General features: G+C 40.9%; 13 protein-coding genes. 9 read left to right on the plus strand and 4 right to left on the minus strand.

Features of this window, described 5'->3' with window-relative positions; translation table 11 throughout:
• Positions 1-592: 592 nt before the first annotated feature.
• The gene (locus NRE15_RS12335; RefSeq protein WP_313793185.1) at positions 593-1216 is read right to left on the minus strand and encodes a CsbD family protein; all 624 of its coding nucleotides are present in this window, start codon (positions 1214-1216) and stop codon (positions 593-595) included.
• Positions 1217-1292: 76 nt separating this feature from the next.
• Complete coding sequence (locus tag NRE15_RS12340; protein ID WP_313793186.1) at positions 1293-1856, minus strand: CDP-alcohol phosphatidyltransferase family protein; 564 nt, start codon at positions 1854-1856, stop codon at positions 1293-1295.
• Positions 1857-2057: 201 nt separating this feature from the next.
• Between NRE15_RS12340 and NRE15_RS12345 the strand changes: the two genes are divergently transcribed.
• Positions 2058-2636: a xanthine phosphoribosyltransferase gene (locus tag NRE15_RS12345; protein WP_313793187.1), complete on the plus strand. Its 579-nt coding sequence runs from the start codon at positions 2058-2060 to the stop codon at positions 2634-2636.
• A gap of 23 nt (positions 2637-2659) precedes the next feature.
• Entirely contained in the window at positions 2660-3166 is a 507-nt protein-coding gene (locus tag NRE15_RS12350; protein ID WP_313793188.1) for a GNAT family N-acetyltransferase, read from the plus strand.
• 81 nt (positions 3167-3247) lie between these two features.
• On the opposite strand, the gene NRE15_RS12355 is transcribed toward NRE15_RS12350, so the two are convergent.
• A complete protein-coding gene (locus NRE15_RS12355; protein ID WP_313793189.1) occupies positions 3248-4045 on the minus strand; it encodes a hypothetical protein in 798 nt (265 codons plus the stop codon).
• Positions 4046-4449: 404 nt separating this feature from the next.
• On the opposite strand from NRE15_RS12355, the gene NRE15_RS12360 reads away from it, so the two are divergent.
• Positions 4450-5907: an ABC transporter substrate-binding protein/permease gene (locus tag NRE15_RS12360; protein WP_313793190.1), complete on the plus strand. Its 1458-nt coding sequence runs from the start codon at positions 4450-4452 to the stop codon at positions 5905-5907.
• 3 nt (positions 5908-5910) lie between these two features.
• Positions 5911-6639, plus strand: a complete 729-nt coding sequence (locus tag NRE15_RS12365) for an amino acid ABC transporter ATP-binding protein (RefSeq protein ID WP_313793191.1) — start codon at positions 5911-5913, stop codon at positions 6637-6639.
• A gap of 56 nt (positions 6640-6695) precedes the next feature.
• Here the strand turns inward: NRE15_RS12365 and NRE15_RS12370 are convergent, their stop codons facing one another.
• Positions 6696-7565, minus strand: a complete 870-nt coding sequence (locus NRE15_RS12370; protein ID WP_313793192.1) for a DegV family protein — start codon at positions 7563-7565, stop codon at positions 6696-6698.
• Positions 7566-8449: 884 nt separating this feature from the next.
• Between NRE15_RS12370 and NRE15_RS12375 the strand changes: the two genes are divergently transcribed.
• From NRE15_RS12375 to NRE15_RS12395, 5 genes are all read left to right on the plus strand, one after another.
• Entirely contained in the window at positions 8450-9637 is a 1188-nt protein-coding gene (locus NRE15_RS12375; RefSeq protein WP_313793193.1) for an ATP-grasp domain-containing protein, read from the plus strand.
• The gene (locus tag NRE15_RS12380) at positions 9638-10396 is read left to right on the plus strand and encodes an esterase family protein (RefSeq protein WP_313793194.1); all 759 of its coding nucleotides are present in this window, start codon (positions 9638-9640) and stop codon (positions 10394-10396) included.
• Between the two features lie 158 nt (positions 10397-10554).
• Entirely contained in the window at positions 10555-11208 is a 654-nt protein-coding gene (locus NRE15_RS12385) for a sugar O-acetyltransferase (RefSeq protein ID WP_313793195.1), read from the plus strand.
• Positions 11209-11865: 657 nt separating this feature from the next.
• Complete coding sequence (gene mgsA / locus NRE15_RS12390) at positions 11866-12288, plus strand: methylglyoxal synthase (protein WP_313794998.1); 423 nt, start codon at positions 11866-11868, stop codon at positions 12286-12288.
• 222 nt (positions 12289-12510) lie between these two features.
• Positions 12511-13431 (plus strand): hypothetical protein, encoded by a 921-nt coding sequence (locus NRE15_RS12395; RefSeq protein ID WP_313793196.1) that lies wholly within the window; start codon positions 12511-12513, stop codon positions 13429-13431.
• The last annotated feature ends 18 nt before the right edge of the window (positions 13432-13449 follow it).

Here is a 13449-nt window from a genome sequence, read left to right on the forward strand (position 1 = left end):
GGCGTGACTGTAGCCCAATTAAGAAGCTGGAACGGTATCAGTGGCGACCTCATTCGCGTCGGCCAAGTATTACGCTTGACGGCACCAACGACCACGCCAGACCCAGGTAGTACCACCGTTCATCAAGTCGTAGCCGGTGATACGCTTTATACAATCGCTCAACGTTATGGCGTGACCGTAGCGCAATTGAAAGAATGGAACAGCTTAGTGAGCGACCTCTTACAAATTGGCAAACGACTCCATGTGGTAGAACCGGATTATTCACAAAATCCAGTGAAAACCTATGTGGTTAAAGCAGGCGATACTTTATATAAAATTGCTAAAGAACAAGGTGTATCTGTGAACGAACTCCGTCTATGGAACCACTTGACCACTGATTTAATCCAAGTTGGTCAAGAACTTAAAATTGCCATCTACTAAAAGTTGACACAGGCTCTTACTCCCACGGTGGAGTAAGAGCTTTTCTGCGCCTATTTTATCGAGACATGCCGCTTTTTTCTAAAAACACCCCCTTCAAAATACCTAAACTAAAAATGCCTGCGAGGAAGCATTCCCTTCCCAGCAGGCATTTTAAATAATTTATTTATTTATTTTAAAAACGATTGTGGTGGCGATCGACATCGTCAACCTGTGATTGGCTTAAATCCGCTTCAACATCTAAATTAACTCGGCGTGCATCCGCTGCATGTGAATCAGTCAGAACATCCTCTTCCACAACGACATCAGTCGTCTCTTTTTTGGCACTGCTTTCTAACGCATCATCAATCGCATGTTTGGCACGATCCTCAATTTCACGGGCTTCCTCCGTCGCTTTGACCGCTTTTTCACGTTCTGTTTCACGGGCACGTTCGTTTTCCTCGACCGCATTGCGACGCAGTTGTTCAGCTTGGCGGGCGGCTTCTTCTTTCAATTCTTTACCTTGTTGAATCGCATTTTTTAAGTTCTCATCAGCAGACTGGTTGATACTTTCACGGGTTTCTTGAATTTGACGTTTGACCGCGTCGCCAGCCTCATCAGCACGTTCTTTAGCAGATTCATACAATTCATCGGCATGACCACGACCCTTTGCAGCAGCTTGCTTTACTTCACCTTCAACTTGTTGAGCGATGCCTTTGGCTTGCGTTTCCGCATCATCCACCGCTTTACCCCAAACTTCTTTAACCTTACCAACGATTTCGTCTTTTTGGCCTTCTAAGTTTTTCCAAGTATCAGTCATAGTGTGTTTCCTCCAATAGTATAAAAGTATAACTATATTATAGCAGAATACGCTTTTATTGACTAATAATATCAATTTATTTATCGGCAGGTTTTTTGCGTAATTCAATGATAAACCACCGCGTATATGAAATAAAGGCAAACAATAAACCGACAGCCGTTAAGAACATCAACGTATAAGCGATGCGATGATCCATATTTGGAAAAGCGACTAATAGAATCGAACACGTATAAAAAGTTGCGGTCGACACTTTTCCGTACCAAAGCGCTCCGTCCATCACCCGACCTTGACGCAACAATAAGATATCGCAAATAATCAAACTAACTTCTTTGATAATAAATATTACTACGACAATCCAAATATAATCCCAAGTAAAAACTAAACAAATGATAATGGCTAATTGCGTCAATTTATCTGCAGCCGGATCTAATAATTTGCCTAAATCAGTAATCATATTGTAGCGACGTGCAATAACCCCATCTAACCAATCCGTAATCCCCGATAAAATAATCGTGAAAGCAGCCCACAAGTAGTCTGCATCCGTTTCGGCATTAATGTATTGGTAAATAAATACAGGGATTAAAATAATCCGTAGTAAGGATAACAGGTTAGGGATAGCCAACCAGTCGGATTTCTTCATAGCATTCCAACTCTCTTCAGTAAATTAATATAAGAATAGAGTAACATATTAAACTATGAATATTAACTAAAAATCGTCTAATCAGCAAAAATATTTATTTGGGTTTAAAAAAACGCCCTTCACTTCGCTAAACAGTTAATTTTTCGAAACAAGTGTGGTACATTTATAGCAATGAAATTAAAGGCACCAAAGGAGCGGAGTATGAAGTTACTAGAAGAAAAAATTCAAACGAGTGGGAAAGTCATCGAGCCCGATATTCTAAAAGTGGATTCTTTTATCAATCATATGCTAGACCCCGAATTGATCATGGCGATGGGGGAAGATTTCTATCAGCATTTCAAAGACAAGCCCATAACCAAAATTTTGACTTTAGAAGTTTCAGGGATTGCGATCGCTTTTGCGGCGGGGCATTATTTCAAGGTTCCCGTTTTGTTTGCTAAGAAGATTGAATCATTAACCCTAGGCGATGATGTCTACAGCACACAAGTTATTTCCTATACAAAACAGAAGGAGTATACCGTTAAAATTAACCGTTCATTTTTAACAGCCGATGACCATGTCTTGATTATTGACGATTTCTTAGCTAAAGGCGAAGCGCTAAAAGGCTTGTTGGAACTCTGTCGACAAGCTGGTGCAAGCGTTGAAGGCATTGGCATCGCCATTGAAAAAGTTTTTCAAGGCGGCGGCGACCGCCATCGCCAACAAGGCTACGACGTCTATAGTCAAGCTATGATTGAACGCTTTGAAAACGGCCGAGTTGTTTTTTCACCCCCCCAATAAATACCTCTGCAAAGGAGTAAATTATGGCATTTATCATTCGAAAACCCTTGCCCGCAGATGCTGAAGCTTTAGCCAAGGTGCATGTGAGTAGTTGGCAGACGAGCTATCAGGGAATCGTACCAAACCATTTTTTACAATCACTGTCGGTTGAAGATAGACAAAAAAGATTTACCGAAATTATCGCAAACGCTAACCATTTTTTCGTTTTAACTGACAACAATCAAATTGTTGGTTTTGTTGGAGGTGGCGAACAACGTCATCCTGCATACGCCAACTACCCAGGTGAAATCTACTCCATCTACTTATACCAAGAAAGCCAAGGTCATGGTGGCGGGCGACTATTGTTTGAAGCCATGCAACAAAGCTTATTAGAAGCACAACTCAACCCAATGACGGTGGTCGTTTTAAGTAAAAACGTGTCTGCTATTGCTTTTTATGAGCAAATGGGCGGAAAACCTGTTGGGAAGGATACAATTAATATTGGTGGGGATGATTTTGAGGAAATTATTTATGGTTGGGAGTTACACTAAACATTAAAAAAGCACTGCTGTTTCATGTCAGACAGCAGTGCTTTCGTGCGTTTGGGCGATCGAGAATTAGTGATATTTAGTTTAATAGGCTTCGAGACTTTCTTCAAAGTCAGTCATTTCACCTGTTTGAACGAAGCGATGGGTCGCTTCAAACATGCGGTATTGCGCGTTGCCTAAGATATTTTGAAAAGGGGCGCGAACGAAATAGATGATGGCTTCTTCATCAAAAAGGACGATATTTCCCGTTAGGTTTGTAAAACTTGACCCCGTGTGAAGAAAGTTTGAGGTAATAAATTCGCCATTGTTGAACATTTGCCCCACCCCTGAAATATAGGGTGCAAGACTTTCGTATTTAGCAATGGAAGTTCCAACAATAACGGCGTGGTCGATGGATTCATCTGAAGGGGGTGTACTGCCAAAGAGTAATTCTAGATTCATAAAGCCCGAATATGCGAGATGGTTGTCAGCGAAAATTAGGACGACTTCTGCAGAAGGGGCTTCGCCATACGAATAAATCGAAGTAGTAAGTCCGCTATCATTGACAAATTCTTCATAGTCTCCAGTCAATTCAAGTTCGCTTGCTTCTTCCATCGTTGTGCCTTCTAAATCTTTGGACGCTAAATCCCGATAGGTGATTTGATCGAGAATAGCTATATATTCCTGAACCGCTTGAGTAGTTGCTTCTGATATTGAACTATTTAGAACCATATTTGAAAAAACGTAAGCAGGATTTTCAAGCAGCGTTTGTTCATCCAGTGTTTCAACGGTATCTGAACTTTCAGACTCATCGGCTGTTTGAGCGTAAATAGACTGACGATGACCTACAAAGGCTCCCCCTAATACCATAAGCAAACAGATACTTTTTACCAACGACTTCATTAAACGACCTCCTAAATGACTTTCTTTTCTATTTTAGTATAGCGTTTTCGTGTAACAAAACAAAATGATATGAATTTAAGAAAAAGCAAATGATAGCTATTTAAATTAACGGGCTTAAGAAAAAATTAACATTCGTTTAAATTCCGGTGGATGATGTTATCAATATATTGTATAAATCAAAGTTGGGTAAAAAAGGTGTGAAAAGCTCAATGCTGATTAACTTGGGGATTGAACCGCTTTAAAAAGAATCGAATATTTAAAGTATATATTTTCTTAAAAAATAAAAAATGTAGGGATAAAATACATTGATTTATCAATATATAACCGTTTATTTTAGTACTTATTTGAAATGAAATAAAATTACTTTTATACTATATATATCTTAAAATTGAGGTGGAATAAAAGTGTATTTTAAAAAAAGAAAGCCCATGGCTTTTCTTAGGATTTTATTTTTTATCGGCTTACTATTTGGATTAAGTATGAAGACATATCAATCGGTTGAAGCACAAGCGGAAGACACGCCTACTTATACGATTGTCACCGATACATCCTATGCACCCTTTGAATTTATTGATGGGGATGGTGAGTTGGTCGGGATTGATATTGAATTGTTAGCTGCAATTGCTGCCGATCAAGGGTTTGAATATGAATTTGAAATGTTACCCTTTAGTTCGGCTTTACAAGCTCTCGAATCTAATCAAGCCGATGGCATGATCGCAGGGATGGGGATAACGGAAGAAAGAGAAGCCTCCTTTGATTTCTCAGACCCTTACTTTACCGGTGGATCAATGTTTGCGGTGGATGCACGAACAGATATTGAATCCCTAGAAGAGTTACGTGGTGAACGGATTGCTGTAAAAATTGGAACAACAGGCGAGATTATTGCCAATGAGTTAGCCGAAGAATATGATTTTACAGTAACGGGTTTTGAAGATTCCGTTAATATGTATCAAGAAGTTCAGTCAGGCAATAGTACGGCTGTTATCGAAGATTTTCCTGTGATGCAATATGCCGTCAACACGGGTACAGTTGATTTCCGTTTGATTGGCGAAGAAATGGAAGCTATCCCTTTTGGTTTTGCGGTAAATAAAGGCCAAAATGCGGACTTACTTGCCATGTTTAACCAAGGTTTAGCCAACATTCAAGCGTCAGGTGAGTACGATGCCATTTTAGAACGTTATTTAGGTGAGAATGCTGCCATAGAAGAAGTGGATAATTCCTTCTTCGGTCAAATTCGGCAAAATTGGCGGGCTTTAGCCAGTGGATTATGGACAACCATTTGGATTACCTTAGTTTCATTTTCGATTGCGCTTATTCTCGGTATTATTCTAGGTTTAATGCGTAGTGGGACATCTAAACTATTAGCAGGCATTGCCTTAGTCTATATTGATATTATGCGAGGCGTTCCTTTACTTGTTTTGGCTTTCTTTATTTATTTTGGCGTTCCTTCAGCTTTAGGGATTAACTTTACTGCCCCCGTGGCCGGTATTTTAACCTTAAGTTTAAATGCGGCCGCCTATGTCGCTGAAAACGTGCGTGGGGGTATTGCAGCCGTTAATAAAGGCCAAGCCGAAGCCAGCCGTAGCTTAGGCTTGAGTTATAGCACAACGATGCGGAAAATTATTTTGCCACAAGCATTTAAAATAATGATTCCATCATTTATCAATCAATTTGTGATTACCTTAAAAGATACCTCAATCTTATCCGTCATCGGTCTGGTCGAATTAACCCAAACGGGTCGTATCATTATTGCCCGTACCTATCAGTCCGGTAGTATGTGGTTAATCATTGGTTTAATCTATATTATCTTGATTACGATCTTAACTAAAATCTCTAACCGTCTAGAAAAGGGGCTAAATTAAATCATGAGTATTATTGAAGTGAAAGGATTAAAGAAACGCTTTGGTTCTAATGAAGTATTGAAGGGGATTGATTTAACCGTCGAAGAAGGCGAAGTCGTTTGCATTATTGGTCCCTCTGGGTCAGGCAAATCGACCTTACTCCGCTGTTTAAACCGTTTAGAAGAAATTCAAGCCGGAACCATCACCATCAAAGACCGTAATATTTCCGGCGATAAAATAAATATCAACAAAATGCGAGAAAACATTGGGATGGTTTTTCAACATTTCAACCTCTTTCCCCATCTGACCGTTAAAGAAAATATCACCTTAGCCCCTGTTGAACTAGGCAAATTGTCCCAAACAGAAGCGGATGAAACGGCCATGCGTTTATTAGCTGACGTTGGTCTGGAGGATAAAAGCCAAGCCTATCCAAACTCACTATCTGGGGGGCAAAAACAACGGGTCGCCATCGCACGGGCTTTAGCCATGAATCCCGATGTCATGCTGTTCGACGAACCAACGTCCGCACTCGACCCTGAAATGGTCGGTGATGTCTTAAGTGTTATGCAAGATCTAGCCAAAAACGGTATGACTATGGTGGTCGTTACGCATGAAATGGGCTTTGCCCGTGAAGTCGGCGACCGCGTAGTTTTCATGGATGGCGGTTATGTAGTTGAAGAAGGCCAGCCAGATGCTATGTTCAACCACCCGCAAGAAGCAAGAACACAAGACTTTTTATCTAAAGTCCTCTAAGAAAAAATATCACCCCAACTCAGTTCTTAATGCGGGTTAGGGTGATATTTATTTAATTAGAAGGTGGCTTGCACTAAAATACCCATGCCTTTAGCACCTTTACCGCCGTGTGAACCAAGCACAGGTGTAAGGTAGCCATGGCGAATCGTGATTTCAGGATGCTCCGCCTGAAGCTCATCACTAAAAGGCTTCAACTCATCCCAAGCATCCCCATGCGCAAAGGCAATCTTAATTTTGCCAGGGTATTCCGCTAAGGCTTCTTCCACGATTTGTTTAAAGCGGCGTAACAAACGTTTTTGACCACGAATTTTTTCAAACGTCGTAATTTTGCCTTCATCATTAAAATATAAAATAGGGTAAATATTTAAATTACTACCGAAAAAGGACTCGAAGGAGTTGACACGGCCCCCTTTTTTGAGCGTTTCATAGTCTTCAATCGCTACATAAATCACCGACTTATCCACAACCCATTTTAGTTTTTCCCCAATTGTGTCAATATCTAAACCAGCTTCCACCATCTTCATGGCCTGAATTAACATATCTTCCATCAAATAGGACGTGCCTTTCGAATCAATGATACGAACATCCAAATCACTCGCTAAATTCGTCAGGGCTTGGTGAGCCGTTTGCATGGTTCCACTAATCCCTGATGAAATAAATATCCCGATGATGGTGTCGTAATCTTTCTTCTTAATGTCTTCCACAATCTCCACATAGTCAGACGGTTCTGGTTGCGACGTGCTAGGCAAAATTTTTCTATCAGCCAAACTATTATAAAATAACTTCATCGTATCATTATCCGTTGTGTCATCAAATGTTTGACCATCCGGAAGATTTATTTTGAGCGTAACAGTATAGACATCAGGATGATTAGCAAGTTCATGACTTAAACCGGCGGAACTATCAATTACATAAGCTACTTTCATACTCGACTCCTTTGTGAATTTTTATATTCTTATTATAGCGTTTTAACCTACTATTGATAAGTCATTTGATGCATTTATTACAATTTTGCCCATTAAATATCATCGGTTTCACCTATTCATCCTTTAACTAAATATCACTGCGATAAACTATTTATCTTGTTTGCTTGTTCGATAGTTTGACGAACTGTATTTATGTAGTTCGTTGGCTACTCGAAGCAAACTTTCTTACTTCGATTGAGATTCGAAGCTAACTTTTTTGTAGCGAGGAAAAGTTTTAAGCTAGGAAAGGAAGGTGTGAGTTCATTTCAAATACAGCAGCGTGAGAGAGATAACATCGTAAGTGGGAAGTGAAGAACCGTCATTTCGAACTTATGTGGGCGCACACATATTCGGGCATTTGTTGTGAGCGTGACCCTAAATGGGAAATGTGTGACCCTTAAATAAACTACAAATTAGGCTATTCGGTCATGAAATTAGGTATTTGGTGACCGATTAGCTTTATTTCATGTTTGCTCACTTCCCGCTTACTAACATCCATATAGTTTGGTGGCGAAGCCCAACTCGCTCTCCGCCATCAATTAAGTTTGGTGGCGAAGCCCAGCTCGCTCCTCGCCATCAATCAAGTTTGGTGGCGAAGCTTAACCCGCTCTTCGCCATCAATCAAATTAGGTGGCGAAGCCTAACCGCCTCCTCGCCACCCGTTAATTTTGGTGGACTTATCTTCCTCGTTTGACTGGCTATGCCAACCGTTGAGGGCAGGGGTATTTATTATAAAGGGGTGCATTATTAGAATTTGGAGAGAAAAAGATTAGAATACCATTTGGAAACATGATATACTGAGATAACAAAAAAATAATTTTTCATAAAGAATTGGAGGTAAGACGATGGAAAAGAAGATGAATTATATTATGATTTCGCCGCATTTTCCGGCAAACTTTGAGATGTTTTCGGTGCGCTTAGATGAAGCGGGGATTCGGGTCTTAGGGATTGCAGATGAGCCTTATGATCAATTAAGTCCGGGGTTAAAAAGTGCTTTAACGGAATATTATCGTGTGGATGATATGAATGATTATGATCAGATGTATCGGGCGGTTGCATTTTTTGCGCATAAATATGGGAAGATTGACCGGATTGAATCACACAATGAACATTGGTTAGTTAATGATGCGCGTTTGCGAACGGATTTTAATGTCTTTGGGTTTAAGAACAAGGATATTAATAAGATTAAATATAAGAGTGTGATGAAGGAAGTTCTCAATGAAGTTGGGGTGGCGACCGCTAGAGGCCGTGTCGTTAAAGACTTTGATGATGCTAAAAGTCTAGCTGATGAGCTTGGATATCCAATTATCTTAAAACCGGATTCGGGAGTTGGCGCGGGGGATACCTATAAAATTTATGGTGAGACACGCTTAAAGGAAATATTTGATGAGTCACCGAAAAATTTAGTTTACATCATGGAAGAATTTATTGATGCGGACATTGTGACTTATGATGGTTTGACGGATCAGGATGGCAATATTGTCTTTAGTTCAACCTTAGAACACAATAAGGCGATTTTAGATATTTTGATTGATCACAGTGATATGTTTTATTGGATTCCGCAAGAAATTGGGGAAGAGTTGGAAGCCGTTGGAAGAAAATGTGTCAAAGCTTTTAATATTAAAGAACGCTTTTTCCATTTTGAATTTTTCCGTTCTAAGGAAGACCAGAGTATTATGGCTTTGGAAATTAATTGTCGGCCGCCAGGTGGAGTAACGATTGATATGTTCAATTATGCGAATGATATCGATATTTTCAAAGAGTATGCTTCTGTTGTTAAGACTAATAAATTTAAGGCAGAAATCACGCGGCCGTATACGGTAGCTTATATCGCCCGACAGGATCATCTGAGGTATTTACATGATGACAATGAAATCAAAGAATACTTAGGCGATAAAGTGGTTTGGAGTAATAGTGTTCCAGGGATATTTTCTGAATTGATGGGTAGTTTGGGATATATTGTGCGGGCAACGGACGAGGCGGGGCTGTTTGAAGCGATTGAATTTGTTATTGCTAAAGAGGAGGATGAATAAATGCATTTTGAATCAAGACATCATTACAGCGGATCATTAGGGCGGGAGATGTATTTTAATAAATATGGTCATGCCGGTGTTCCCTTTATTATTTTTCCTTCTGCCGGTGGCAGTCATAATGAGTTTGCGGATTTTGGCATGATTGATGCGTGTCGGCGTTTTATTGATGCGGGCTTGGTGCAGTTTTACACCCCTGAAAGTATTGACTCTGATAGTTGGTTAGCCGATTATCGTTCGCCTTGGGAGCAAGCGGATTGGCATAATCGTTATGACAGTTACATTATTCACGAGTTTTTGCCCCTTATTCGCCACGAATCACAGTGGGGTGGGAAAGTTAGCGCAGCTGGTTGTAGTTTAGGCGCTTTTCATTCGGTAAACTTTGGTTTGCGTCATCCGGATGTGTTTGGCATTGTGATAGCTATGAGTGGTGTTTATGATGCCCGCTTTTTCACCGGGGAATACGGTGATGCGATGAATGTGTATGAAAATTCTCCGATTGATTATTTGTGGCAAATGCATGATCCGTGGTTTTTGGATCAATACCGCCAAAATACTTATGTGATTAGCGTCGGCCAGGGAAATTGGGAGGAACCGCACATTGCGGATACGCGTCGCCTGCAAGATGCCTTCGCTGCCAAGTCGATACCGGGCTGGTTTGATTATTGGGGCTTTGATGTTCCGCACGATTGGGAAGCTTGGCGTCAGCAAATGCCGTATTTCCTTGAACAATTAAATGCCCAAGGCAAACTTCACGGCTAAAATAAATATCTGTGCTTAAGCGTTTTGTGTTGCAAGTTATACTTGATTTGTTAAACTTAAGGGAGTTGTTTGAATAGACAACCTTTAGGTTAACAAGGGTATAGCTTGTGACTTTTTGTGTTGCAGTGATATTTATTATTTTTAAAAAGGAGTTTCATATGACAAATCATTCGAATAAAGAAATCCGTAGTGAGTTGGACCGCATGCTGAGTGGGGATTTGTACCATGCGTCGGATAAGGAGTTGACGGCGCGGGCGTTAAAGGGGCGGTTATTGATGGAAAAATATAACCAAACGTCGATGGTTGACCGCGAGGAACGGGCTGAGATTTTAGAGGAAATGTTAGGTTCGGTCGGGGAAGGCTGCTGGATTGAAACGCCGATCTATTTTGATTATGGGTCTAATACTAAAATTGGGAAAAATTTTTATGCTAATCATGGGTGTACATTGTTGGATGTCGCGCCGATTACCATTGGCGATAATGTGATGTTTGCACCGAATGTTTCGCTGTATACGGCGGGGCATCCGATTGATAGTGCGGTGCGACAAAGTGGGTTGGAATTTGGTAAGGCTATTACTATCGGGAATGGGTGTTGGATTGGCGGTGGTGCTATTATTAATCCCGGCATCACGGTGGGTGATAATGCCATTGTTGCTAGTGGGGCAGTGGTTACGAAAGATGTGCCTGAGAACGTGATTGTGGCGGGAAATCCTGCCCGTGTGTTAAGAGAAATTAATGCGGACGATAAAGCTTATTGGGAGGCGTTGCAAGCCGAATACCATGCCAGCAAAGAATTGGAACAAGCTGAGTGATAATTAACGTTTTCTCATTTACCACTTACTTTTTACTTGGATTTTGGACAGAATAAGGTTATTCTGTCCTTTTTCACTTGGATTTTGGACAGAATCAAATTAATCTGTCCTTTGCTACTCGAGCAGATGACAGATTAAGGCTATTCTGTCTTCTGTTACCTGAGCAGATGACCGATTAGCTTTATTCGGTCACTAAATACCTAATTTCATGACCGAATAGCCTAATTTGTAGTTATTTAATGGTCACACATTTTCCGCTTAGGTTCACGCACACAACAACGGCTCGAATATGTGAGCGCTCCTCATCACGCACACAACAACTGGCCGAATATGTGAGCGCTCCTCATCACGCACACAACAATGGCTCGAATATGTGAGCGCTCTGGTTCACGCACACAACAACGGCTCGAATATGTGTGCGCCCACTTAAGCGAGAAGTGAAAGACCTGTTGTCCGCCAAACCATCCTTCATTTGGCGGGCTTTAGGGCGGTTAGTGCTCGTTTAAGCCCAATCCAATCCCACCCCCAATCCCACCTCCAGCCCCACCAACTGAACCTTCAATCCCTTCGCTACAAGCAGAGGTATTTATTTAGAGGTTTTGGAGGAAATTGTGATATGCTTAGGGTGAAAATATTCAGAAGGAGAAGGTGTTTGTTGTGAATATTGCTTTAATTGCGCATGATAAAAAGAAGGTTGAAATGGTAAATTTGACGACGGCTTATCGTGATATTTTGGCCAAGCATGAACTGTATGCGACGGGGACGACGGGGCAACGGATTATTGATGCGACGGGCTTGCCGGTCCATCGTTTTAAATCGGGTCCGCTTGGGGGCGACCAACAGATTGGGGCTTATGTTTCGGATAATAAGATTGATTTGATTATTTTCTTGCGTGACCCTTTGACGGCGCAAGCGCATGAACCGGATATTTCGGCGTTGTTGCGGTTGAGTGATGTGTATGATATACCGTTGGCGACCAATGTTGGAACGGCGGAAATATTGTTGCGCGGTTTGGATGCTGGTTTTTATGAATGGCGCACTCTACAAAAAGCGCAGGATCGCGAAAAAATTGATATTTAGTTATAATTAGAATTTATAAGTATGTTGCGGTTGGTGCCGCTACAGAGGCCAAACGAACGAAAAGTCAAAATTCTTGATACATAGCGGTTCCTTTCGAATAAATATCGCTTTTTCCCTTTCTACAAGTGTTTATTTTTGGAAATTTGACGGGGATGCGATATACTTTTCTTAAGATTATTAGCAATAAAGTGATTGCTAACAATTAAAGGAGGAATTATAACAATGTCAAATGAAGTTGTCTTTGGTGTTTATGATTCACTAGAGGAATTGCACCAGGCGCTTGATAGACTTTTTGAAAAAGGTGTAACACGCGCGAATATTAAAATTGTTGGTGAACAAGAACTTGAAAAAGTAGAAGAAGAAAATCGCAATACAGCGGTGGATGATGAGACACGTTTTGTGATGCCATCACCGACCAGTGGGGTAGCGAACACTTCAATTACCGGTGAAACGGGTTATAATCAAGGAACACTTTATGCGATGCCGGTTTTTATTCCGACACGTGAGTTAACGGAGCAAGGTGTGGATTTAAGCGAGTACAAAAAAGATTTAGAAGCAGGCAACTATTTATTATTGTTGGATGAAGAGGTCGAGTCACGTATACGTTTAAGTGGTATGTCTGAAGATGATGGAACTGCGGTGGATAACACAGTCGAAGCCAATTCAAAAGAAGGTAGTACGTTAGACCCCGCCACATTGGATAAAGAAAGTCCTGTCTATTATGATGCGGTTCAAGATGAAATGGTTGATAATCGCTTAGGTCAAGATGCACAAGCGGTTGAGATTATAGAAGAACCAGAGCCTGAAGCACTTAACAATGAAGCAGCAGAAACAACAGCAACGGTAGAAGAAGACACAAGTACTTCGGATGTTGAAACACATCTTTTACCCACAGCGGAAGAAACGGAAGTTCATATCGATGCGGACGTTGAAGATATTGCCTACGGTCAACAAATGGACGAACAAACCTCCGATGTTGAGCCACATCATATTCCCACAACCAACGTCGATACAGAAGAACCAAATACAGACATAGAGACGCCACCCAGCCATGAAGAAGTGGTATCAACTTTAGGGGATGAAGATACTACGGTTGGAAATGTAACAGCCGAAAAACAAGCAGACGAAAACGCAGATATTTAATCAAAAAATTGAAAAGAG

It is taken from the genome of Fundicoccus culcitae (assembly GCF_024661895.1).
Taxonomy (GTDB): domain Bacteria; phylum Bacillota; class Bacilli; order Lactobacillales; family Aerococcaceae; genus Fundicoccus_A; species Fundicoccus_A culcitae.